The 24,260-nt window shown below is 46.2% G+C and carries 26 protein-coding genes and 1 tRNA gene; 19 read left to right on the forward strand and 8 right to left on the reverse strand.

The genetic code is table 11. The annotated features are described in order from the left end of the window. Positions 1-3: 3 nt before the first annotated feature. Positions 4-1,287 (reverse strand): M56 family metallopeptidase, encoded by a 1,284-nt coding sequence (locus tag KB559_RS07660; RefSeq protein ID WP_211021138.1) that lies wholly within the window; start codon positions 1,285-1,287, stop codon positions 4-6. After that, entirely contained in the window at positions 1,284-1,664 is a 381-nt protein-coding gene (locus KB559_RS07665; RefSeq protein WP_211021139.1) for a BlaI/MecI/CopY family transcriptional regulator, read from the reverse strand. Before KB559_RS07665 ends, KB559_RS07660 begins: the two co-directional genes overlap by 4 nt. A 236-nt stretch (positions 1,665-1,900) precedes the next feature. Between KB559_RS07665 and KB559_RS07670 the strand changes: the two genes are divergently transcribed. Together KB559_RS07670 and KB559_RS07675 are read left to right on the forward strand one after the other, a co-directional pair. Next, positions 1,901-3,520, forward strand: a complete 1,620-nt coding sequence (locus tag KB559_RS07670; RefSeq protein WP_211021140.1) for a glycoside hydrolase family 5 protein — start codon at positions 1,901-1,903, stop codon at positions 3,518-3,520. A 105-nt stretch (positions 3,521-3,625) separates the two neighbouring features. Then, positions 3,626-3,712, forward strand: a tRNA-Leu gene (locus tag KB559_RS07675). A 61-nt stretch (positions 3,713-3,773) separates the two neighbouring features. Here the strand turns inward: KB559_RS07675 and KB559_RS07680 are convergent. After that, on the reverse strand, positions 3,774-4,244 hold the full coding sequence (locus KB559_RS07680) for a hypothetical protein (RefSeq protein WP_211021141.1): 471 nt from the start codon (positions 4,242-4,244) through the stop codon (positions 3,774-3,776). 213 nt (positions 4,245-4,457) lie between these two features. On the opposite strand from KB559_RS07680, the gene KB559_RS07685 reads away from it, so the two are divergent. Continuing rightward, a complete protein-coding gene (locus KB559_RS07685; RefSeq protein WP_348772900.1) occupies positions 4,458-4,970 on the forward strand; it encodes a putative ABC transporter permease in 513 nt (170 codons plus the stop codon). A gap of 32 nt (positions 4,971-5,002) precedes the next feature. Then, positions 5,003-5,908 (forward strand): divergent polysaccharide deacetylase family protein, encoded by a 906-nt coding sequence (locus tag KB559_RS07690; protein ID WP_211021143.1) that lies wholly within the window; start codon positions 5,003-5,005, stop codon positions 5,906-5,908. Here KB559_RS07690 and KB559_RS07695 read toward each other — a convergent pair. After that, complete coding sequence (locus KB559_RS07695) at positions 5,895-6,557, reverse strand: N-acetylmuramoyl-L-alanine amidase family protein (protein WP_435530146.1); 663 nt, start codon at positions 6,555-6,557, stop codon at positions 5,895-5,897. The genes KB559_RS07690 and KB559_RS07695 overlap by 14 nt on opposite strands. A 198-nt stretch (positions 6,558-6,755) precedes the next feature. Between KB559_RS07695 and KB559_RS07700 the strand changes: the two genes are divergently transcribed. Beyond that, the gene (locus tag KB559_RS07700) at positions 6,756-6,986 is read left to right on the forward strand and encodes a YqzE family protein (protein WP_211021145.1); all 231 of its coding nucleotides are present in this window, start codon (positions 6,756-6,758) and stop codon (positions 6,984-6,986) included. A gap of 32 nt (positions 6,987-7,018) precedes the next feature. Here the strand turns inward: KB559_RS07700 and KB559_RS07705 are convergent, their stop codons facing one another. The 3 genes from KB559_RS07705 to KB559_RS07715 all read right to left on the reverse strand — a co-directional run bounded on the left by KB559_RS07705 (position 7,019) and on the right by KB559_RS07715 (position 10,898). After that, on the reverse strand, positions 7,019-7,993 hold the full coding sequence (locus KB559_RS07705; RefSeq protein ID WP_211021146.1) for a hypothetical protein: 975 nt from the start codon (positions 7,991-7,993) through the stop codon (positions 7,019-7,021). A 161-nt stretch (positions 7,994-8,154) separates the two neighbouring features. After that, the gene (locus KB559_RS07710) at positions 8,155-9,120 is read right to left on the reverse strand and encodes a YqhG family protein (protein ID WP_211021147.1); all 966 of its coding nucleotides are present in this window, start codon (positions 9,118-9,120) and stop codon (positions 8,155-8,157) included. Continuing rightward, positions 9,117-10,898 (reverse strand): DEAD/DEAH box helicase, encoded by a 1,782-nt coding sequence (locus KB559_RS07715; protein ID WP_211021148.1) that lies wholly within the window; start codon positions 10,896-10,898, stop codon positions 9,117-9,119. The genes KB559_RS07710 and KB559_RS07715 overlap by 4 nt, the downstream gene beginning before the upstream one ends. Positions 10,899-11,690: 792 nt before the next feature. Here KB559_RS07715 and KB559_RS07720 point away from each other — a divergent pair. From KB559_RS07720 to KB559_RS07785, 14 genes are all read left to right on the forward strand, one after another. Then, positions 11,691-14,312 carry an adenosylcobalamin-dependent ribonucleoside-diphosphate reductase gene (locus tag KB559_RS07720; protein ID WP_211021149.1) on the forward strand — a complete coding sequence of 874 codons (2,622 nt, stop codon included), beginning with the start codon at positions 11,691-11,693 and terminating at the stop codon, positions 14,310-14,312. A gap of 205 nt (positions 14,313-14,517) precedes the next feature. Further along, positions 14,518-15,009, forward strand: a complete 492-nt coding sequence (locus KB559_RS07725) for a hypothetical protein (RefSeq protein ID WP_211021150.1) — start codon at positions 14,518-14,520, stop codon at positions 15,007-15,009. A gap of 129 nt (positions 15,010-15,138) precedes the next feature. Then, entirely contained in the window at positions 15,139-15,591 is a 453-nt protein-coding gene (locus tag KB559_RS07730; RefSeq protein ID WP_211021151.1) for a tyrosine-type recombinase/integrase, read from the forward strand. 137 nt (positions 15,592-15,728) lie between these two features. Next, entirely contained in the window at positions 15,729-16,118 is a 390-nt protein-coding gene (locus tag KB559_RS07735) for a WapI family immunity protein (RefSeq protein ID WP_211021152.1), read from the forward strand. A gap of 281 nt (positions 16,119-16,399) precedes the next feature. Then, positions 16,400-16,624 carry a hypothetical protein gene (locus KB559_RS07740; protein WP_211021153.1) on the forward strand — a complete coding sequence of 75 codons (225 nt, stop codon included), beginning with the start codon at positions 16,400-16,402 and terminating at the stop codon, positions 16,622-16,624. After that, on the forward strand, positions 16,608-16,877 hold the full coding sequence (locus tag KB559_RS07745; RefSeq protein WP_211021154.1) for a type II toxin-antitoxin system RelE family toxin: 270 nt from the start codon (positions 16,608-16,610) through the stop codon (positions 16,875-16,877). The genes KB559_RS07740 and KB559_RS07745 overlap by 17 nt, the downstream gene beginning before the upstream one ends. Before the next feature lie 364 nt (positions 16,878-17,241). Continuing rightward, on the forward strand, positions 17,242-17,748 hold the full coding sequence (locus tag KB559_RS07750) for a cysteine hydrolase family protein (RefSeq protein ID WP_211021505.1): 507 nt from the start codon (positions 17,242-17,244) through the stop codon (positions 17,746-17,748). Positions 17,749-18,439: 691 nt separating this feature from the next. Then, the gene (locus KB559_RS07755; protein ID WP_211021155.1) at positions 18,440-19,042 is read left to right on the forward strand and encodes a hypothetical protein; all 603 of its coding nucleotides are present in this window, start codon (positions 18,440-18,442) and stop codon (positions 19,040-19,042) included. Between the two features lie 233 nt (positions 19,043-19,275). Next, on the forward strand, positions 19,276-19,716 hold the full coding sequence (locus KB559_RS07760; protein ID WP_211021156.1) for a hypothetical protein: 441 nt from the start codon (positions 19,276-19,278) through the stop codon (positions 19,714-19,716). Positions 19,717-19,896: 180 nt separating this feature from the next. Beyond that, complete coding sequence (locus KB559_RS07765; protein ID WP_211021157.1) at positions 19,897-20,397, forward strand: GNAT family N-acetyltransferase; 501 nt, start codon at positions 19,897-19,899, stop codon at positions 20,395-20,397. A 77-nt stretch (positions 20,398-20,474) separates the two neighbouring features. Next, entirely contained in the window at positions 20,475-21,068 is a 594-nt protein-coding gene (locus tag KB559_RS07770) for an NUDIX domain-containing protein (RefSeq protein WP_211021158.1), read from the forward strand. 224 nt (positions 21,069-21,292) lie between these two features. Continuing rightward, entirely contained in the window at positions 21,293-21,832 is a 540-nt protein-coding gene (locus KB559_RS07775; RefSeq protein ID WP_247681654.1) for a GNAT family N-acetyltransferase, read from the forward strand. A 153-nt stretch (positions 21,833-21,985) separates the two neighbouring features. After that, on the forward strand, positions 21,986-22,480 hold the full coding sequence (locus KB559_RS07780; RefSeq protein WP_211021159.1) for a DUF4362 domain-containing protein: 495 nt from the start codon (positions 21,986-21,988) through the stop codon (positions 22,478-22,480). A 260-nt stretch (positions 22,481-22,740) separates the two neighbouring features. Next, complete coding sequence (locus KB559_RS07785) at positions 22,741-22,905, forward strand: hypothetical protein (RefSeq protein ID WP_211021160.1); 165 nt, start codon at positions 22,741-22,743, stop codon at positions 22,903-22,905. A 386-nt stretch (positions 22,906-23,291) separates the two neighbouring features. On the opposite strand, the gene KB559_RS07790 is transcribed toward KB559_RS07785, so the two are convergent. After that, on the reverse strand, positions 23,292-24,224 hold the full coding sequence (locus KB559_RS07790) for a helix-turn-helix transcriptional regulator (RefSeq protein WP_211021161.1): 933 nt from the start codon (positions 24,222-24,224) through the stop codon (positions 23,292-23,294). Positions 24,225-24,260: the final 36 nt, after the last annotated feature.

The raw sequence follows: 24,260 nt of genomic DNA on the forward strand, positions 1-24,260 counted from the left end.
GATTTAATTCTTATTTGTTTTTTGAAGCTTCAAATGATAACGCTCGTTAAGTGCATCCAAGTTTTTTTGCGGGAGTTCCTCGATATATCCTTGCGGAACCGTAATTCCCTTTTCAATATGTTTCGTCACCCGGTCCACGACTTCTTCCGTGGTTAATTTCTTTGGTGCGCGGCTATCTTTTGATTTCCCTGGCACCAGATTTCCGTCTTTGTCAAAAGATTGAATAGTTCCGTCCGGGTTTTGCACGGTAACATTGGCACCTGCAACTACTTGTTTGTGGGTTGGGATTTTAGAAGCTGATCCAGCGGCATAAGCAGCAGCTCCGCCTCCGCCAACCAAGGCGATCGCCACAACGAGCGACAACAGGAACACCGGTTTTTTCATCTTTTTCTCATTCATAAGATGGGTGAGCCTCCTTTTCATATGTTTTTTCGGGTTGCACAGACTGCTTGTGCAAATAACGTTCCTTCTCATAACCCCATATTCCAGCATAGATAGTAAAGTTTCACCGTAGGTTCTTCTGCCCGCCGCATCCATGTGCCGAACGACCTGTTCATCGCAGGAGAGTTCACAATACATGGAAACCTGTTTGTTCATTGCATAGGAGGCCGGATTGAACCAATGTATTGCATTTGTAGCAAAAACAATCAGCTTTACAAACAAATCTCCGCGTTTTAAGTGAACGAGCTCATGGGAGAGGATCATAGCAAGCTTGTTTTCCTCAATAGGGACATCAGGCAATACAACTATCGGATTCCACAGCCCGATAATGAACGGGGTGGGGGCATGCGGGCTTACAATTACTTGTACAGGGCATTGTACATCGTTATTGGCCCGGCTTCCTCGCAAGATGGAATGCTTAAATGCATGGTACCGTTGGATGTTTACAACTGTAAATGCAAGGGCTCCCACCACCCAAATGACCGTCGCGATGAGCGTAAATTCTTTTGAGCTGCTGATACGGATCAGATTGTCAAATAGTTGGGTGATCCATAACCGGACGTGGGCCGCAGTTTGCTCTATGGTTGAGACTTGAGCATATGTCTCCGAAATCACTCCCGATCCCGGAATAGGGTTAGCTTCTCTATGAGCGGGGGCCATAAATGAGAGAAGTCTGCTGATGATCTCAGAACCGCCAAGCAGGAAAAATACGGGAACCAAGCCGGTGTAATAATGCCAGGACTGAGAAAAATATTTCCGCGTAACGGGAGTCAGCATATTCTGTATCATCCAGAGGATCGTACCAACAAATGACGCCAGGAGGAGGAACGTTATAAAGTCTGTCATTGTTCTTCATCCTTGCGGGCAAACCAATCCTTCAGTTCCGCAATGTCTTCCTGATTCAGTTCATCGTCATCTACCAGAGCGGCAATAAAGTTCTTTGCTTTCCCGTTGTACAGACGGCTGAGGAAGGAGCGGGTTTCGTACTTCTTGTACTCGTCAAACGTTAATGCCGGATTGTAATAATTCGTCTTGCCGTTTAAAGATTTGGTTAAAAATCCTTTCTCGATCAGCCGGTTCAAAATGGTCGATAACGTGGATGTCTTCCAGTCTTTGCTTTTGAAAATATCCAGAAGCTGATTCACCGTTACGGCAGTGGACAGGTTCCAAATCACCTCCATGACTTCCAATTCGGTCTCGGACAACCTTCCTAATTTGTTCATTGGGTGCGCACCTCAATTTCTTCTTACTGCGACAACTTGTCGTAGTTCGAATATACGACAAGTTGTCGCAGGTGTCAATGCCTTCATTTCCGGGAAGGCGATTAAGGTTCTACCCGTAACCAAAGGGCCGAAATTTCGGATTATAGGCTCCAAATGTCGGGACCGGCGCTTGTCTTAAATTGAGAATGCTATAATGGTCGCGACATAATCGGTTCAGCCGGGGAGGAGAGAAACTCATGTTTGAAAAAAGTGATCGTTCGCGGGTCAAAGGCTTCTTGCGGGCGGAAGGAAAAAAGGTAGTGAACGAAGACGGCGAGGAAATCGTCCTTACAGGGTGGGGATTAGGGAACTGGCTGTTGTGCGAAGGATATATGTGGCTGTCCCACAACAGCCGGTTCGATCGCCCGCGTCGAATTGAAGCGGTGATCCGCGAGCTGGCGGGAAATGAATATGCAGAACATTTTTGGAAGCGGTTTCGTGATGATTACGTTACCCGAGAGGATATCCGGCTCATGGCTGAGCAGGGATATAATTCGGTACGCATCCCGATCGGATGGCGGGTTTTGATGGAAGACGAGCCCGGCATCCATTGGAAGGAAGATGGCTTCGAATTGATCGACCGCTGTCTGGATTGGTGTGAGGAGTTCGGAATTTACGCCTTCCTGGACTTGCACGGTGCACCCGGCGGTCAGACCGGAGCGAATATCGATGATTCGGTCGATGATTTCCCCCGGCTGCTGACCGATGAGGATAGCTGGAACAAAGGGATCGAGCTATGGAAGGAGCTTGCCCGGAGGTACCGCGACCGCTGGATCGTGGGCGGCTATGATCTGCTGAACGAGCCCGTTCGCCCGGGAATTATGGAAGGAAAGCATGAGCACTATCTCGTACGAAAATTGGTGGCTTTTTATGAGGAGGCCATCGCCGCGATCCGCGAGATCGATTCCAGGCATATGCTGTCGGTGGAGGGACATCACTGGGCCACGAATACGGCAGTATTCTATAAGCCATACGACCCTAACATGGTCATTCATTTCCACCGCTACGCTTGCATGCCAGGCAAAGAGGCCTACGACGAATATCTGGAGCTGTCCGAATCCCTAAATCAGCCGCTGTGGCTGGGAGAAACGGGGGAGAACGATCTGGAATGGTTTGCCGCCATGTATCCGTTGGCCGTGTCGCTCGGGATTGGCTATAACTTATGGCCGTGGAAAAAGATGGAGCGTCCGAACTCCCCTTACACCATAAATAAGCCTGAAGGCTGGGATGAATTCCTTGCTTATACGGAAGGCGGGCCGCGGCCGGGCTATGAACGGACCAAACAGATTCTGGACGGTTACCTCGAAAATATCAAGGTGGAGAACTGCACCGCTCATCCGGCGGTTACGGCTTCGGCCTTCCGGCTGCCCGGCTGCCGCGTACGTGGGACGGATTTCGACGAGCTTCCGGGTAAAGGAATATCCTTCAGCGGGAACCGCCAGGAAGGCAATCTTTATAAGTATCGGGCTGCTACCGGCATGGGAATAATTCCGATTTCCGACGATCCTCAAACGAAAAGGTTCGGCTTTGACAGCGGGTGGAAAAACCTCGCGCTCGAACTAACCGCGGACGAGTTCGCTACTTATAGTTTTTGCTCCATCGAACAAGATAACACGGTCACATTGGAACTGATTTGTAGAGAAGAGGCGCTGGTTACCGTATTGCAGGACGGGGTGGAGACATTTAAGGCTAAGCTGTCCCCGAGCGATGAAATATCCTCGGTGGTTATAAACGAGCTGGTTCCGGCAGCCGATGCAAAAATCACGGTGAAGGTTCAGAGCGGTATAATTGAGCTGCACTCCTTAAGGTTTTACTAAACCTGCAAAGGTAGATGAAGATAAAAATTAGTTGACTCTTTTTATTCCGCGTGATATTTTATATCTTGTCGCTGCGGAAAACATTTCCGCGGATAACGACGCCAAGCGGTCGTGGCGGAATTGGCAGACGCGCACGGTTCAGGTCCGTGTGGGCTAACCCCCGTGGAGGTTCGAGTCCTCTCGACCGCACCATATTTTAATAAACAATGGCTCGCATTCTGCTCTTAAGCAGGCTGCGAGCCTTTTTTGTGTTTTATGATTTTGGAGCATGAATGTCCGCATACACCCTCCAGCTGTTTATAAAGTGGCCGACAGCGAAGAGAAGCGAGGGAATGACGAACAGATAAGATTCCGTCCATAAACCGAGAAGCATGAAATAAAGGATCGGAAACAGGGCCATCGGAATAGGGATAGGACCTAAAGGTTTATACAGCAATGCAAATGAATTGCCGCCCGTGAAATAACGGATCCAGCAAGCGTAATAGATCAGCAGGCAGATTCCCATGAGAACAGGAATGGAATTCATGGGCTGCTCCGCGATAAGATTGCCGAACAGCAGAGGCATCGCAAAACAGGATATTTGGCCGACCCGTTCCAGAACCGTGATAATGAGAGGCGCGGGTGAAAAGGATTTGGGCATATTTTGTGGTCCGCGGAACAAAAATAGAAGATTCGGCAGCATGACCAGTAACGAGATCAGGATTCCGATGAGGTGAAGTCCCATCTTCAGCTGCTCCTTTCCATATACTACATATTCTTTAGTCATCTTATCATCATATCGAGTTTTAAAATGAGGCAAAAAAAGGAAAGTTTCCGACTTGTAATTCCATGGGATTCGGGAGCCAGTCTTTACTACGCGCATAATCGGACAGGAGATAGTCATAATAGGAAAGACGTTTGCTGGATAACTTTATGGAAAGGCGGAGGTGATACGTCGGTGACGGAATCGCTTTTTTATTTTCTGGCCTACTCGGTTAGCGGTTGGATTCTGGAAAATGTATATAGCCTGGCAACGAGGGGCGTATTCTGGAAGGAAGGATTTATGAAAGGGCCCTACAAGCCAATGTACGGTTTTGCTCCTTTACTGCTGCTTTATTTCGCTGGGGAGGATCCAAATCCGCTCCTGATGCTTGTGTTGTGTTTTGTCGTCCCGACGGCGGTTGAATATGCAAGCGGGATTCTGCTTCAAGGTCTGTTCGGACGCCAGTGGTGGGACTACTCCAATAATCGGTGGCAGCTGCAAGGGCATATTTGCCTCCGGTTTTCTCTCTACTGGGGAGTGCTGTCCCTGGGATTGATCACCTTTATACATCCTTTTATGGAAAAAGTGTATGAAGGCCTGAGTCCGGCTTGGGAAACTGCTGGTCCGTTGCTGCTGTTTCTATTTCTGGCCGATTTGGCTTGGACGAGCACGGTTCGGCGCAGGGATTGGAAGCAAAGCCTCGTTTAGAAAGAAGCTGACTATAAAAAAGGGGAGTGTTTATGAAAGACAGTAAAAAAAATTTAGTAAAACGAATCGGCTTGCTATTGTGCTTGCTGCTATTAAACCCTTTATGCGGGATTCCGAACGTTCAAGCGGACCAGTCTGTCTTAATCGCCCCACCTGCTCCATCCGCCGAACTTTCGCAAGACGGTCGTACTCAGGACCCCGTTACGAAGAAAGATTCTGAAAGACGGCTGGCGATCATTATCGATGATCTGGGCAATTCTATGGGCGGTACGGAGGAGATTCTGAATCTGCCGGTAAAAGTAACCGTCGCCGTCATGCCGTTTATGAGGTCGACCGAGCAGGATGCAAGAAGGGCGCATGAGTTGGGGCACGATGTTCTGATCCATATGCCGATGGAACCGAAGCAGGGAAAACCTGAGTGGCTCGGGCCGGGCGCGATTCTGTCGGGCATGACGGATGAAGAGGTCCGGAAGAAGGTGGAGGAAGCCATTGACAATGTTCCGTTTGCGAAAGGAATCAATAATCATATGGGCTCCAAAATAACGGGGGATGACCGGATCATGGCGGTTATTCTTCAGGTCTGTCGGGAGCGGGGCCTGTTTTTTGTCGACAGTAAAACGAATTATTGGTCGGTTACATCGCAAATCAGCGAAAAAATGGGGATGCCGCGGCTGTCCAATGATATATTCCTCGATGACGTCCACAATACGCGCCATATTGCCGGCCAACTGAATAAGATTCAGGAGCTATTGGATCAGAAAGGGAAATGTGTAGCGATCGGACATGTTGGGGTGAAGGGGGCCATAACGGCAGCGACCCTGAAGCAGTATGTTCCTGAATTTCAAGCCCGTGGAGTAAGGTTCATCGGGATTTTGGAATTGGCGAAGGAGCAAAAAGGCCCCGGAACCGAACCGGGGCGGGGAGTTACATCACCGTAAAATATTCCGCGATGCCTGCGTAAATTGCTTCAGCGATTTTCTGTTGACCGCGCGTGCTGATCAGCATGGCGCGGTCTTCGGCATTGCTGATAAATCCGGTTTCTACGATGACGGCCGGCGAATCGACATGCTTTAGCAAATAAAACGGCTTGCCCAGTTCGGGTTGGGTAAATCTTTTCAAATCATAAAGATCTTCTAATGCGTGCTGAAGGGAGCCTGCCAGCAGCGCGCTGCGCGCTTCATCCTGGTGAAGGACCACCGGCCCCCGTTTAGCTTTGTTTCTCCCCCAGTTCACATGCAGGCTCACGACGATCGAGGAGGGCACCTGCTCGCTTAGTTCTTTGCGTTGAGCCAGATCCCTTATATGCCTTGAGCGGCTGTTCAGCCAGCGGTTGTCATCGCTTAGCGCATAGTCTCCGGTCCGGTTCAGGATGGTCCTGTAGCCGTGGCTTCTCAGGATCATATATAACCGGCGGCTGATGGCTAAGTTGATGTCTTTTTCAAGAATATCGCCATAGGAGGTTCCCCCGTCAATGCCTCCGTGACCCGCATCGATCAAGATGACCGGCTCCGGAAAGGCGTGGCGGAATTCATTGTTCCCGTCTTCCGCAAACGCCATGACGGGATTCCCCGCCAAGGTCAAAGCCATGATCACGGAGGCGAAAAGGACCCCAATTGTTTTTATTTGCATTCATATCACCCTTTACGGCTTTATAATCTGCACTTTCATATCCGTCCATAGCTTGAGCCGATCATAGAAAAAACATGCATTCGTGTTCGGTGTTTATGAAGCGTGATTACGGTGCACAATACGAATAGAACTTTAGTGTCAAAAGGAGGCGGCAGCATGGCCAAGGGCGATGAACTGGTAAAATATATTACGGAGCGGGTCGTCGATTATGTCGAGACGCCCAAGGAGGTGCGGCGGGAGCGTTCGAAAGGAAGGGAACCCTGGGCAAACCGGTGGTTCGGGATGATCCCGTTCTCGATATCGCTCTGGATCGGCCAGATTCCGCGGAAGCGGAAAAAGGACAAGAGAGCTTCGCATTTGATGCAGCATACAAAAGGCAGCCGGTAGGTAAAACTACACCGGCTGCCTTTTATTATCTATTAATCCGTGTATGCGACAAATTTGCCGCTTTGTTTCAATGCGTCAAGAGCGATCCATCGCTGGGCGGTGTCAGAGCCTGTGAGCACATAAATGGCGTCTTCGCCGGAAGATTGAGACTCAGCGCTCCATTTTTGATAGCCGATGATAGGTAAAGGAATGGAATAAGTACGTTCCTGGCCGTTGGTGACAAAGACAAGGCGCTTGTAGTTAGCGAGGAGTTCCTCAAACCGGTCTGCTCCGGTCTGGATCGGTTCCCCGGCCATCCATAAGATGTTGTCGTACGGGTCAAAGAGATCGGCGTGACGGGTAGTCGCCGCTACGGCCAGCGACTTCTGGTCGCTTCCGGCTGCCGAAGAAGGCGGCACATAGCTTGCGGCCTGTTTGTTCCAGCTTTGCAGGCTCTCCGGAAGCTGTTCCCCGGTGAGGGCATCAATGAAATGGACGGGGCCGGACTTACCTGCGGCCCGGACCATCCACTCCGCCAGAACCGGCCCCGCGTAAACCGGCGTGATGGTAGGGAGAGACTTTGTCTTCTTGGCTAAGCCGAGCCCGGCGAGTCCGGATTCGAGCGTCGGCTTCGCATAAAGCGAATTCTCTCCCAAACCGTACTCGACCAGCTTATAGTCGCCATCCGGGGTAGCGGAGATAATGAGATACCCCAAGGGAGCGCTGCTCGTGGAGGTGCCGCTGCTTAATGTAACAAGCCAGCTATGCGTCCCGGGGCCAAGCGGCTCGATGATCGGCTTCGCTGCGCTCCAGCCTGTAAATGGAGCGTTTGCCGACAATTGCTTTATAGTATCGGCCGCAAACCGCCGCAGCGGCTCGGGAGCCGGCGCATCCGGGTTGACTGTCGCCGCGGCGGTTGCATAGGAGATCACGGTAGGCTGGCCTGAGACTTGAAATGCCCCGAGCCAGATGATGCCCGCGCAAAGTATTATTTTGGCGAACCGGTGAGTCTTTGTAAGGTGGGTCATGTTTATATCACCTGCACTTATTGAATTTAAGGAAGAGGCTTATGCTTCAGATGTCATGACATAGGGCTGCTTGTCCATCCATTGTAGCCAAGCAGGGCTGAAAAGGATGCTGCAATCTGTCGTGCGCCCAAGCCTTCGTCAACTTCTATTTTTGAACTTTTTTAGCGAGAACGGTCAATGTCTGTACCCAGCGGCGAACGCAGGTGAAAGATGCCGCTGCCCAGGGCGGATACGACAATTCTCGGCTCGTATTGCCAGCGTATTTCTCCTCGCCTGGATTCGTACTGCTCCATGACGGCCTGTTTGCGCTCTTCATCGGGATCTTGAAGAAGATCCGTATAATAGGCATCGATCAGAGCCAACTCTTCGTTTAGGCGCTCCCGGGCTTCATCTGCCCAAGCGGTATCGTAAGCTTGCACCTTCTCGTTAATGGTTTGCTCCACCAACTGTCTTCCCTGATCTAGCGACAGGCGGGTCGGTGAAATGTGCATATTCTCCGGCATTCGGGGAACCAGGATTTTACCGTCTACTCTGGTATGAAACTCTGTGTCTATTTGCCCGGTACGCAAGGATACTCCGATAAAGTGCAGCTCCTCTCGCTTCATATCGCAGCTGAACTCAACCTTGAGGCGCACGCCGAGCCACGGCTCGTACGCCGCCGGGAGCAAGGTCGACCGCTGCCTGGGCCCGGGATCTTCAAACAGGTAGACGCTGCGTCCTCCTTGCCTCGCTGCGGCAAAGATCTGTTTGAGCCGGGGACTGCCGAAATGCATCTCCTCCCGCTGAATCCGGCCCGGCCCGAGAATAGGGAGCGGTCGCACCGCGCCGAAATGACGGCCGAGGATCGTATCCTCTTGCGGCGACGCCTCCGGCTGCGATGATGCCTTCTGATCTTCAAGCTGTTTATGCCGCTCGGCGTCAAAAATGAAGGAGAAGGTCATCGTCTCCGGCTCGACGCCCGTTCGTTCAATAAATCCCCAATAATAAGGACGATTCGTCAGATCCTTGTCGGCGCGGGGAGAGAGCTTCACCGTGACATGGTACGGCGACTTTTCGAGAAACTGGCACTCCGTCGTCTCCAAATATGTCAGCACATACTGGCGAATTTGATCCTGCGTCATCGTCATGCTTCATCCACCTCCAGAAGCTGCTGCAACCGGGAATTTTGTGCCGAATTCTCGCCGCTCTCATCCAGTTCGGTACGGATCGAGTGCAGCGATTGGCCCAAAGAATCGACCCGGCTGGCGATTTCGTCGTTACTGCCGGATTCCAGCAATATTTTGTAGAGGCTTTTTTCCAGGGAGTCGCTCTTTTCAAACCGCTCCAGAATGACATCGAGCTGGCCGATGACCATTTCGAACATATTGATTTTTTCATGCAAAAGATTCAGGATATGCTCTTCGATCGTTCCTTTGGTTGAAAGGTTGTAAATCTGAACGTCATTCTTCTGGCCCAGCCGGTGCACCCGGCCGATCCGCTGCTCAACCCTCATCGGGTTCCACGGCAGATCAAAATTGATCATCTGATGGCAAAATTGCAGGTTGATTCCTTCCCCGCCGGCTTCGGTGGCGATCATGACCTGGGCGCGGCCACGGAACAGATCCATCATCCAGTCTTTTTTGCCCCGGTTCATCCCTCCGCGGTAAGGCACTGCCGTCATATTCCGGTCCCGGAAATATTTCAGCAGGTATTCCTGGGTGGCGCGGTATTCGGTGAAAACGATTACCTTGTCATCCATGCCACGGATGAGCTCCATCGCCTTCTCGGCTTTGCTGTTGGCCTTAATCGTCTTGATGATGCCGACGAGGTCCCATATTTTATCGCGCAGCGGCGAATCCGGCGCAAGTTTCTTCGATAAATTGACGAGGGTCACGAACACCGCGTCCCGGCTGCTGCATACTTCCCGCTGCAAAGTTACGAGCGAGAGCATGCTGTTCAAGTCGCCGCCGACTGCATGATATTGGTCTTTGACAAAGGAAGTGACGCCGTCGTATAATTTCATTTCTTCGGGTGAAAGCTCGACATGAATATTTTTGACGATGCGTTTGGTGAACTCGAGTTCACCGTCGCCGCGCCGGTTGCGGATCATAATTTTAGCTAGCTCGCCTTTGAGCTGGCTTTCGTTTTTTGGAATTCGTTTATCGAATACAAAGTTGGATGCAAAATCGTTTTGCCCGCCCAATTGTCCCGGTTTGAGCAGGGTAATCAGGTTAAACAGCTCGCTCAGGTCGTTCTGGACCGGGGTGGCGGTAAGGAGCAGGCAATATTTTTTACGCAGCTTCAACATGAATTGGTAGTTGGTCGTCTTCTTGTTCTTCAGCTTGTGCGCTTCGTCCACGATGACCATATCGTATTCGTTGCCGAGCAGTATCTCTTTATGCGGATCACGCTTGGCGGTATCCATCGATGCTACGACGACGTCATTTTGCCAGGAGTATTCTTTTTTTTGGGCTACTGCCGGGATGGCGAATTTCTGGTTCAGCTCCCGAACCCATTGCAGTACCAGGGACGCGGGAACGAGGATAAGAACTTTACGGACAAGACCGCGCACGATGTACTCTTTCAGAATTAGTCCGGCTTCAATGGTCTTACCCAGTCCGACTTCATCGGCAAGAATGGCGCGCCCGCGCATTTCGAACAGCACCTTTCGAGCCGTCTCGGTTTGGTGCGGCAGCGGGGTGACCTGCTCTTGAGGCAGGTGCTTCAGGCACAGCATGTCTTCGAAGCTCGTAACGAGCGAAGCCGCTTCGGCCTGCCCGGCGAGGTTGAACAGCTTCCAATCGTCCCACGGGCCGCCCTTGTTCAGTTTGGCTTCCAGGTCATCGTACCAGCTGCGGTCGAATTGGACCGGAACGGCGGGGAGCTTGGCGGAATTACCGGCGGAGCCTGGGGGATGCGGATTCAAGATGTAAAACCTCCCTTGTGCGTGACGGCCTGGCGGCCATCAGCCTTTTCTTGGTGCAATACTAAGTCTCTTGCAGAGATAGGTGTAGTATGGACGAAAAAGAGTAACTTCATAACCTGTACGGAATGCAGAAGTAGGGACGTTTATGTAGAGCGGAGATAGTGATGCTTAGTCATAATCGGGGCGTTTAGGCCACGGAATCCCAAGGAAGCGCTTGGGGTGCGGAGTTGGAAATTTTTTCAGCGGGTTTCATAGAAGGAAGGCGAAAAAAAGAGCAATTCGGAGCAAAATGATGATCGATTGGGCTTGACCCATTTTTATGGCTAAAATTTCATCCTTCGTTGCTGTGACAACGAGATATTGTATAGTATAATGGTATTCGCACACAATATGTTGTGATTTTTACATATTATATACCGTTTCTAATGTGTGCGTTCCGGTTATAGGTTGGTAGGGAAAAGCCCAGAAATCGCGTTATTATGGCCGATTTGGAGGGAGGGCCCGTCAACCGGTGACCGATATTTTTTTGTGATTTGGCTGGAAATGGCGAACACTAGGTGAAGCCGATACATTTATAGCGTGTGTTTCCGAAGCGGGTTTGATTCGAAGACTGTTTCTGAAGCATGCGCTCAACAAAACTTAGGCGTATGCTTCCGAAGCAAGTTTTATTTCGAAGCTTGTTCCTGAAGCATGCGCTCAACAAAACTTAAGCATATGTTTCCGAAGCAAGTTTTGTTTTGAAGCTTGTTCCGAAAGCATATGCTCAACAAAACTTTTAGGAGGGTGTTTTCTTTGAAAACCGAGCAAAAACAGCGCCTGGAAGGGCTAAGCGAGAAAATCTTTTTGGACCGTTATGCATGGAAAGATGCTGATCCAAGTCATGCCAAGGTCGGCGACGTGGTTCTGGTCCTGACGAAAGATGATCCGAAATTCCCGACCAAGGAAGTCGGCGAAATCGTTGCCCGTGAAGGCCGTACCGTTACGGTTAAGACACGCAAGGGCGAGTTGGTCCAGTCCGATGTAGAGAAGCTGACGCTGAATATTGAGAAAACCCCTGAAGAAATGTGGGACCGGCTCGCCGGCGCAATGGCTTCGGTAGAAGCAACACCGGAGCTGCAAGCGGAGTGGGCCGAGAAGTTCCGTTATATATTGGATGACTGGAAGCTGGTACCGGGCGGACGGATTGCAGCCGGGGCCGGGGCAAGCGATGAGCTGACCCTGTTCAACTGCTATGTCATCCCGTCGCCAAAAGACAGCCGCGGCGGCATTATGGAAACTCTGTCCGAGATGACGGAAATTATGGCTCGCGGCGGCGGTGTAGGTATTAACCTGAGCTCGCTGCGTCCACGCCGTGCCGTGGTTAAAGGCGTAAACGGATCGTCCAGCGGTGCCGTAAGCTGGGGCGGTCTGTTCAGCTACACGACCGGTTTGATCGAACAAGGCGGAAGCCGTCGCGGTGCGCTGATGCTGATGATCAACGATTGGCATCCGGACCTGCTTGATTTTATCACCGTCAAACAAACGATGGGCCAAGTCACCAATGCCAACCTGTCTGTTTGCGTCAGCAACGACTTCATGAAGGCCGTTAAGGAAGACCTGGATTGGGAGTTGGTATTCCCGGACACGACGGAAGAGAACTACAACGAAATTTGGGACGGGGATCTCGATAAATGGAAAGCCGCAGGCCGCAGAGTGATCCATTTCAAGACCGTCAAGGCTCGTGATGTATGGCATACGATCATGGAATCGGCTTGGAAATCGGCCGAGCCGGGTGTCGTATTCATGGAGTACTACAACCAAATGTCCAACAGCTGGTATTTTAACCCGATCATCTGTACAAATCCGTGCGGTGAGCAAGGCCTGCCGGCTTGGGGCGTCTGCAATCTGTCTGCGATGAACTTGTCCAAGTTCTATGATGAAGAAAACCATGATGTGGCATGGGACGAATTGGCTACCACGACCCGGTACTCGGTACGGTTCCTGGACAATGTCATTAACAAAACGCCATATCATTTCGAAGAAAACGAGAAAAACCAGAAGAACGAGCGCCGCGTAGGCCTCGGTACGATGGGCTTGGCCGAATTGATGATCAAACTGAACATCCGTTACGGCAGTCCGGAATCGCTGGTCTTCCTTGATAAATTGTATGGATTCATCGCGAAGGAAGCTTACCTGGCTTCAGCGGATATCGCGGAAGAAAAGGGTTCGTTCCCGGCATTTGAAGCGGATAAATATTTGCAAAGCGGATTTATGAAGGTTATGACGGAAGTGTATCCTGAAGTAGGCGAAGCCGTCCGTGAAAAAGGGGTCCGCAACGTTACGATCATCACCCAGGCGCCAACCGGCAGCACGGGGACGATGGTAGGAACCTCGACAGGCATCGAGCCGTACTTTGCATTCAAATATTACCGTCAGAGCCGTCTCGGCTTCGACGAGCAATTCGTTCCGATCGCTCAAGAGTGGATCGATGCGCATCCGGGCGAATCGCTGCCTGACTATTTTATTACAGCGATGGATTTGTCGGCGGAGGATCATATCCGTGTTCAAGCTGCGATCCAGCGTTGGGTCGACAGCTCGATCTCCAAAACAGCGAACTGCCCTTCGGACTTCACGATCGAAGAGACAAAACGTCTGTACGAGCTGGCGTTCGATCTCGGCTGCAAAGGCGTAACGATCTACCGCGACGGCAGCCGCGACGTGCAAGTGCTTCAAACGGAGAAGAAGGAAGACAAAGCCGAGGCAAAAGAGACGGTATCGGCTGATAACGAAGCGGCATCGGCGGCGGAAAAGCAATCGCTTGACGGCTTGAATCAAACGCTTGCGGTCACTCCGGAAGCTGAGAAAACGCCGGTCGTCGACAAGCAGTACAAAAAACGTCCGCAAGTGCTTCACGGCGCAACGTACAAAATCAATACGCCATTCGGCATGGCTTATATTACGATTAACGATCTGAACGGCATTCCGAGCGAGATCTTCCTGAATGTAGGTAAAGCCGGTTCTGACGTGTTCGCCATGGCGGAAGCCTTGGGCCGCGTCTGCTCCTTGTTCCTCCGTTACGGGGATCATGGACAGAAGGTCGAGCTGCTCATCAAGCACCTGAAAGGCATCGGAGGCTCCGGGGCCATCGGCTTCGGTCCGAACCGAGTGGAGTCCATTGCCGACGCGGTAGCGAAAGCACTGGAAACCCACGTACAAAACGGTCCATATGATGACCACGATCCGGCTCCAGTAGCTGCAACCGTGGCGCATCATGAAGAGCATGCCGAAGCCAGCAGTTCGGCAGGCGGCCACGACCATACCCATGGGGCTGTCGCCACTTCCCGCGACCTGTGCCCATCCTGCGGCTCCGCCTCGCTGATCAACATCGAGGGCTGCAAAACCTGCAGCAACTGCGGATACAGTAAGTGTTCGTAAGCTGCGGTTTATAATGAAGAAACAGATAAATTAAATAAACAGAGATAGATAAAACAGATAGATAAACAAAAAGATGAGATAACGAAAAAGGTTAGAAATAAGATACCGGGTTAAAAAGAGAATAGGTTACTTCCAAAAGAATTGGGGGCTACTGCTTTGGCAGTGGTCTCCTTTTTTTATTTTTCCGTAAGGAAGGTATAAGAAGGTGGAAAACAAGGGAATCTGCGAAGCGGGTTTTGTTGAAGTAAAAGGTGAGGGGGAAGCATGGCTCAGAGTTAAAATGCCCTATATTCCGGAATGGATTGTTCAAATCCGCAAAGTACCTGGACGAAAATGGGATGGGACGAAAAAATGTTGGATGATCCCTGCGGATGAAGAGATTGTACTCATACTATGTTCTGTTTTAAAACAGATTCCGGTGAAAATCAGTGATTCCAAGTTGTATAAGAAATTTCCGTTATTCAGTACTTTATGTGGGCCGGAGGATCACCATGCCATACAATTGCTGAATCAGTTATTGCTACGAAAAGGCTACAGCATGAAGACGCGTAAAGCTTATCGTGGTCATGCAGAACGATTTTTACGACAATCTATAGTTTCCGTTAATGAAGTGAGTCGTGAGCATTTGAATAAGTACCTATTGGAATTGATTGAGACAGGACGTTCGAATTCTTATAAAAACATTAGATTCGCCTAAAAGGTAACAAAACACTTCCTTCCGTGTTATCTGAACAAGAAGTATTATCCTTGCTTGAATCGCTCGCCAATCCTAAACACCGACTATTGCTCACCCTGGCCTACTCCTCCGGTCTTCGGGTAAGCGAAAGTGGTCCCATTACGAAGGGAAGACCTCGATTTTTCGCGTAACTTGATTCATATTCGGCAAGCCAAAGGGGGCAAAGACCGTTACACTTTGCTCTCCAATACAGTGATCGACTTATTGCGGACTTACATGAAGACCCATGCGGTGATCGATTACCGCTTTCCTGGCGCACAGTGTGGTTCCCACTTATCCGAACGGGCAGCACAAGCTATCTTCGATCGAGCTAAACATAAGGCAGGAATTTTAAAAAAGGCATCCATCCACACTTTACGGAATTCTTTTGCAACTCATTTATTAGAAGGCGGTACGGACCTTAGGCATATCCAGGAACTCCTAGGCCTTGCTGACGTAAAAACGACCCAGATCTACACCCACGTAAGCAAAAAGGACCTAGCTTATATTCGCAGTCCTCTCGATCGCATTATGGATAATCTACCCAACCGGAAGAAGGAGTAGCAGAGATATGCGTCTAATATACTTATCAAGGATATAAAGTGAAATCGTGGATATAGCGGAATTTGGCTGATGGGTGAATTCGGGGAAAGGATGTTAACTGAAATCACCGAGAAAATATAAAAATAGGAGAAATTGAATTGGATGAAATCCTGATTCTCGATTTGGATAATAATTATCTAAAATTCTTATTTACTGAGGAATCATATAAATATGGAAAAGTTAGAATTGACATAAAAGCTGATAATTATTTCGTAAGTGGTTCAATCTGGCTATATCGAGAAGAGATTTTAGAATTCAAAAGACAAATTGAAAAGATGTATAAAGACTTAAAAGGTACAGCAATTCTAATGGATTCGGAATCGGCACTAGAAGCCGAATTTTCATTTGATGTTAGAGGATATGTAAATATAAAAGGTCAATTTAGAGAGCGATATGAAAGAGAGAATCAATTGAATTTTGCTTTAAAGACTTCTCAAATGCAGATTCAGGAAGCAATAAACAGAATAAATGAATTGTTTAAAAACTAAAGAATTATTTGCAAGTGATTCTGGAAGTTGGTGACATCAGTTAACATTATATTCTCGCTTCGGAGCCTACGGCTCCTCGGTCCGGCAGAGGAATTTCGGGGAGGCGGTAGCAGCTGGACACATCCGACTACGTCGGACGTCGTGAATATGGGGACGTTATAAGAAATTGGCGTAAGAGCGAAATATATAAGGGCTTAATAAGTGGTAGAAAAGCTATGTCTGGAGCATCCTTATATATTGGGGTATAATAAAGAATGATTAAATAATAGGGGGTACAGTTGATGAGTGTCCCGAATGATGAATTGGAAAACATACTAGGTAATTTAAATGAGAAGAATAAGGTTGTCGCAAAGAGCTTTTTATCATGGTTACTTGAAAAACAGCTTGATGAAGACGATGACTCTTTGACACCTGAAGATATTCAGGTCATAGAACAGGGACGGATTGAATTTCAAAATGGTCAGACCAAATCCTTGGAGGATCTAAAACGTGAACTTGAAATATAAAGTCACATTTTCAAGTGAAGCTGAAAAGAACCTGAGGAAAATAGACCGAGTTATCGCAAGAAGAATCTTTTTATCCCTTGAAGAATTATCTAATGACCCATTAAACAATCCGAATACAAAGAAAATGAAAGGTAAAGAAGGGATAATCTATAGATTACGGGTGGGAAATTATCGAATAATCTATGAGGTTCTTAATCATGAATTGATCATTTTTGTAGTTCGTATAGGACCTAGAGGAGACATATATAAATGACATCAGAGCCCTGGCAATAAAGTTGGGGCTCTTTTTTATTTGAAAAGATGATGTGAGGTATTCAAGAAGCCGCCAACATCTTATAACATAACATTTCTGCTTCGTCGCTGACGCTCCTTGGTCGCCAAGATGTAAGTCAGAGAAGTAGAACCTGGCGACACATTCAATCGGCTAAGTCTGACGACCCGGCACTTTGTGCCTTAAGCCGCTTGGACGTCAGAAATGCGGGAACGTTAGACGAAATTCTCTGTAAGAGCATCTAAAAGTTCTAAAGGACGACGTTTAAACTAACGGGCAGAATTGCTCAGTAAAGAATGGAAAAATATGAATTTATTAGATAAAATTATATATTGAGGTGGAGATTATGGGAATTTGCGCGGATGTTTTAATAGTAATCGATTTACAGAATGGTGTTTGTTACTATCAAGAGCACTTGTTCGGTTTAGAAAAACTACTTACTAAAGCGAATGAAAGAATCTCCCTCTACAGAAAGCTGAATAAGCCCATTATTTTTGTTCAACACTGTGATGAGGATTTAGTGCCAGGAGAAGAACCATGGGCTATTCATCCTAACCTTGACGTTCAAACACAAGATTTTTTCGTGAATAAAATACATGCGAACTCTTTCTACAAAACGAACTTACAGGAAATTTTAAATCAATTAATGGTACACAATATAGAATTCTGCGGTGCACAAACAGAATACTGCATGGATGCTACGATTAAGTTCGCTCATGGGCTTGGTTACAACAACTTCATGGTACCGAACGGAACTTCTACATTAAACAATTCTTTTATGTCTGCAGAAGAGACTATTCATTTTTACGAGAATATATGGAATTGTAGATTTTTAGAGTTCATAAATGATTAAATATAAAATATCCCTCGACGATAATAGCCAATATTGTAGTTGCTTACTATATCTACGATCAATTAGCATTTGTTAAGCCTTTATTGCAATCTGTTATCTTATTGGTGATGGTCATCGTTTTAGATTGGATTTAAGTTTGCGATTATCTGTCGCGGATCGGGGCGGAGCCTTTACGCTAACGGGGAACGATAGTTTAATAATGCGGTTCTTAATCTACTCAGTTTCTGTTTGATCACATAAGAACATCAATGGGATAAGTAAGAACAAAGTAGTCACGAGTTAGGGGGAAGAGTTAATCCTTCATCGCGGCTTTTTCTTTGCATATATTTTAAGTGCAGAGACAGGCTCTCTTGGATTATAATTCCAATGTAAGGGAAGAACAAATAAAGTTTCAATGAAAGAACTAATCTTTTGAATTACGAAGAACAAAAACAGGAGTATGAGGAAGTTCAAGTTCAGAGGTTTGGAAGTAACTTGAGAAGAGAACTTCGTTTAACACGGTGTTCACGTATTGGGGGACAAGCCCCCTCGGTCTGGCAGAGGAATTTCGGAGAAGATGTAGCAGCCAGACACATCCGCACCGACTAAGCGCATCGCGCGCAGCCACTTCGTGGCTTTAAGTCGGTGGGACGTCGTGAACACAACAACATTATAAGAAATCAGCATAACACAAATGTATGGAGGATCATCTGTGAAGTTAGTTAGTCAAGTTCAAGAGGAATTAGTAATAGCAGAGTTTTTATTTGCAGAGTTTAACTCTGATAGATTTAAGAACGGAATAATACATGCTCTTGGTGATCATGAGTCAAGTTTAATAACTAAACCTAATTTGAATGACAAAACTGAGAACCAAATAAGAAGAGATATTCTAGGTCAGACAAGAGGATTTGGCTGCAATACAGATTTGTTTGAGAATTTTCCTATAGAAGTTAAATGGTATAAAGCGGTTTTTCAGAAACAAGATCTAAGCGACGTAATGTATATTAACTATAGTTATTGGAATGAAATATCAAGTGGTACTAGACTTCCTATGTATGCATCGAAGAATATCATTAATCAAATTGAAGTTTTTGGAGTAAGTAACCAGGGATTTATTGATATCTCTTTAGCGATCAAAGAAGGAATAACGTTTCCAAGACTAATCTTTGTGTCAATGAATGAAAAGTCGAAAGTAGTTGTACTTGAAGGTCACGCTCGTTTGACAGCTTATTTTATTGATATTGAATATATACCCGATGAATTAGAAGTATTAATTGGGTACTCTGAGAAGTTTAGTGAATGGGATTTATATTAAGAACATTGTGTAGGTTGTGCATGAAAGGTACTGACATCCTATAACATCATATTCACGCTTCAGGCCTTTCGGCCTTCGGTTCGCCCGAGGTGTTCGGCAGAGAAGCGGGTTCAAGCGAATACATCCGCACCGACTTAAGCGGACACTCCTAAGGTCGTTTAAGTCGGTGGGATGTCGTGGATACAGTAACGTTAGACGAAATACCCTAGATTTTCAAAGAATGAGGAATAAGAATGGATATTCAAGTAGTGAGTTCAAATAAAACTATAACAAGATCTTTTGGACGATCAGGTTCAAGAGATATTTCTGGGTACTGGATCCAATATAAACATTTGCTTTTTGAGGGGAAATCTTATTTTGTTCCTTACGATGAAGAGGATAAAGGGGATAAATGCTTTTACTCAGTTGAAACTACACAAGAGACAATAGTCCGGTTCAACAAAATCAATGAAACCCAGGAAGATAAAATTGAATACAACGAGCAAGATGAGACTTACACAATCATAGGTAAAGTCATATTTATAAGTGATGATAAGGAAATTGCAATTGTTAATATTGCTGATTGTGATTTTACATTTGATAAAGATGAAATCGATGTAGGAAGCCTTCGATTAATGGATCGAGTAGAAGTAACGTTTATGGGCTTAACATTATGGGATGAGGGCATTTACTAAGAAGTAGGGTACTTCGTCTAACATCGCACTCACGCTTCGGGCCTACGGCCCTTGGTCCACAGAAGGATTTCAGAGGAGTTGTTCAGCGGACAACTCCCTACGGGAGTTCGTGAATGCGGGGAATGTTAGGCGAAATACCTGAGGATATTAATTAAAAGCAAATACACAGGAGATGAATAAATGATTGAAACCGAGAGGCTTGTTTTTCGAAGGTATACTACTAATGACTTGGCTTTGCTTTTTGGTATGACTAACGATCCGGATGTTATGAGATATATAAGACATGGTAGGCCTTGGACTATGGAGGAGACAATTGAAAGTTTGAATCGTTTTATAGGTTGGAATGAAGACGGAATTGGCTTGCAACTCGCATTCAGCAAGGAAGATGGGAAATTAATTGGACATTCTGGACTCATCCCCCAAACCGTAGAAGGAAACCAGGAAATTGAAGTGGGTTACTGGGTGGTTAAGGAAGCATGGGGTAAGGGATATGGATTTGAACAAGCAAAAGCTTGGAAAGAATATGGATTAAACCAATTGGGGCTATCTAGATTAGTGTCCCTCATACACCATGGGAATATCAGATCGATGAAAGTTGCGGAGAAGAACGGGATGAAACACGAGAAGGATATTGATTTTAATAATAAGAATATAGCCTTATTTTCAATAGATATTTTATAAGTGAGTTTATTGAACGTCGTGAATGCGGACACGTTATGGGAAATTATCGCTAACAATATATTTTGAAGGTGGTTTCTATGAAGACATTAGACTACATTTCCGCTAATGCTGAAGTTGGAGTTGGTTTAGAACTACGTTTAAGAACAGGTCAGTATGTTTTCTTTTTACCAGGGATAAGGCATATGAGGGACGAGGCAATCAATGAAGTATTTTATGCGGGAATCGGAGGGCATCTAGAGCCAGGGGAGGACTTATTAGAATGTGGAAAGCGGGAAGCTCAAGAAGAAATTGGGCTGTCAATTGAATATGAAGGCAGTAAAAGTACGGTATATATTGATTCAAATAAAAATATCCGAACGATCGAAGTTGATGATTCGATAAAACCGTTGGCAATATTCGAGATGATTCATCCCGACGGCAGTCCCAAACCGGGGGGAATATACCATATCGTAGTTTTTAAAGCTCTAATTGATATTGAGCCACATAGATTTCAATTCGAAGAGGTTTCTGGATTGATTTTACTCAATAAAGAACAAATGCTAAATGGGAATCGGAGAGCCACTATACAACAGTTATTAGACGAAGGCGCTAAAGTAATAGGCTCTAACATCAGCATGGAAACAGTCATATATCCGATTGGGACAGCAGAAGCGTTGACACTTATTAGGTGAAATAATTTGAATAAATGATCGAAGAAGGCGATAACATCCCATAACACAGTATTCACGCCGTGTTGCTAACGCTCCTTGATTCACCCGAAGTGGAATGCTGGAAGTCGATCAGGCGAATACCCTGAGAGGTTAAGTCTTCGACCCGGAGCTGACGCGCCTTAAGCCTCTTGGGTTCGTGAATACAAGAACGTTAGGAGAAATTAATGCAGTGTTAATAAAATCGAATGATACATGAATGGAGTTTTGAAATGATAATAAGAACTGAAAATGAGCGGGATCTCAAGGAAGTGTTTGACTTAAACTTTCAAGCATTTGGAAATAGAGAAGATGAATCGAAATTAGTTGAAAGAGTAAGAGAGTCTGAAGGATTTATACCCGAATTATCACTTGTGGCGGAAATGAATAATAAAATTGTTGGTCATTTATTATTAAGTAAAGCAAAAATAGAAGATCAAAATGAAGAACATACTGTAATCGTGTTAGCCCCAATAGCAGTGAAGCCAGATCTACAAAAACAAGGAATTGGAAGTAGTTTGATTAAAGAGGGTATAAAGAGATGTAAGGAATTAGGATACGACCTTATATTATTGATAGGACACCCTAGTTATTATCCACGCTTAGGATTTCAACCTGCAAGAAAATTTGGACTTGAATTGAAACAATTTGAAGTACCTGATGAAGTATTTATGGTTTCCGAAGTTAGGGAAGGGGCACTTCATAAAATCAAAGGAGAGTTGAAATATCCTAAAGCCTTTTTTAGTTGATTCGAAGATGGCATTAGCATCACCTAATATAGTATTCATGCGGCGGGACGGCTGTAGCCATCCCTTGGTCCGCCCGGAGAAATCGGCAGAGAAACAATTCAGGCGAACAACCCGCAATACAGTTATTATTCTTTTTCTGGTGGTGAAAAAGATATGAACCGAATTATATTTTTGATGACCATATTAATACTTCTGTCTTCTTGTAGTTCGCAACCTAACCTAAATGAACCTAAATCCCAACATACTGATTTATCATATCCTGAAGCAGAGAAGAGAGGTTATGTTGTTGCTGGACCATCAGGAGTAGCGAATGTTGACTTGTTAGAAAACTTCTTTCAAGATTACCAGAACAAAAAAACTAACAAAGTAACAATTGCTCGTTACACTGATGAAGGGGATCCGATTTATGTGGATCTTGTTTATGATGGGAAGAAGATATTGTTTACTTACGATAATACCTGGGATGCATTTGGTGGAGGACAGAGAATTAGGAAAACAAGTTGTACTAACTTAGGGAAAAGAACTGGTTCTCGAGGGGACCAGTATGGAACGGAATACTTTTTAACTTCATGCAAAGATGATATTGGATACAGTGATGAAGATAATAAGGAATATTACATACTATTTATAGAAGAAGTCAAGAAATAATGTAGTGTATACATTTCAAAGAAGGCGGTAACATCATCTAACACTGTGTTCACGTATCGGGCCGGCTTCGCCGTCCCTCGGTCGCCAGATGGATTCAGAGGAGCTGATTCTGGCGACACATCCGCACCAGCCAACCGCATCGCGGCCAGTCACTTCGTTCCTTTAGGGTGGTGGGACGTCGTGAACACGGAACCGTTATGCAATACCCCTGAAATACTGATTGAGAAGAGCGAATCAAATTAATGAAGGGAGAGTTTGTAGTGGAATTTGTTTTTCCAGTATTAATTGGACTAGCCTTTCTTTTTACACTTGTAAGAATTGAAATTAATACTAAGAAAAAACTAGATAACGATGAACGAATAATTGAGCGGCTTGATTTGATCATAAATGAGTTTAGAAAAACAAAAAACTCTGAAGATAATTGAGATAAGTTGGAAGTTTTTTGTGAATGTAGGTCTAGATTCTTTTGGTTTTTTTCTTCCTGAACGAATGCCAATAAGACAAAGAAAATAATGCTATGATGTATGGTTTCGAAGAGGTCATCGGCATCGCATAACACCGTATTCACTCTAGAGGTCTATCGCCCTTTGGTTGCCAGTTGTCTAATCGTGGAAGAAGCTCAAACAACAAACGCCCCAGCCTAAGATATATCTAAGGCTGGGGCGTTTCGTGAATACAAGAACGTTATATGCAAACCTAGCAAGAACAAGTTAAAGACAGAACCGGAACAACTCTTTGAGCAGTTTGAAGGTGTTTCACTGAATGAAAAGGGCAAGGCAACTCGTTTGTCTTTTTCGTCTTACTCCATGTATTAACTTTCGTATATGGTGGCTATGTCATGTATTCTACGCTTCATTTCTGTGCGGATATGTAACGGCTCTAAACACTCGCATTTATCCCCAAAACTGAAAAGAATATTGTAGTAGTATTCGTTCTCTATGAAAGGAAAACTAACAATGTAATGCTCAGCACCGTCTGGTGAAAAGTGTTCATAAGTGCAATAATCAAGTACCCTGTCCATGACAGATTTATGAATACGAATTTTGATTTTTGTTTGCATAGTTGCCAAAATTTCAGTGAAATCTAACTGCGGTTTTTGATAATCTCGTGGCGTAAACGATTCCTCTTGTATTTGTAGGTTTGATGTGCGGGATAGCCTGAATAAGCGAAAATCATTTCTTTTATGGCAATACCCTTGCCAATACCAATGACTACTTTTCAATACAAGCTGGTACGGTTCGGCTGTTCGTGCGGTTTGATTTCCGTAGCGGTCTGCATATTCAAACGAAAGTAGCTTGCTTTCCTGTAAAGCTGTTTTGATAATTTCTAAATACGGTTGTATGTTCCTGTTGCCCATCCATGGACTTAAATCTATATATATCTGATTTGCTTTTAATTCAATGTCTTTCGCTCTGTCGGCGGGGATAAAACTCTTGACTTTCGCAAGGGCGTTTACCAGCTCATCACCCCGGATCATGTTGGAAAGACTGGAAAGCCCCATCAAGATAGCGGAAAGGTCGGCAGTCGAAAAAACCTTTCTATCCATCTTGTATTTCTGCATGATTTCAAAGCCACCGCCCACTCCCGGTGCCCCGCGAACAGGAATACCCGCCATGTTGATAGTGTCTATGTCGCGGTAGATTGTGCGGGGTGAAACTTCAAACATATCTGCTAACTCCTGTGCGCCTATACGCTTTTTATCAAGGAGTATCATAATAATGCTAACAAGCCTGTCAACTTTCATCTAATAGCCGCCTTCCAAAGTCTCTTGTTGGCATTA

Source organism: Paenibacillus sp. Marseille-P2973, assembly GCF_018101095.1.
Taxonomy (GTDB): domain Bacteria; phylum Bacillota; class Bacilli; order Paenibacillales; family Paenibacillaceae; genus Fontibacillus; species Fontibacillus vini.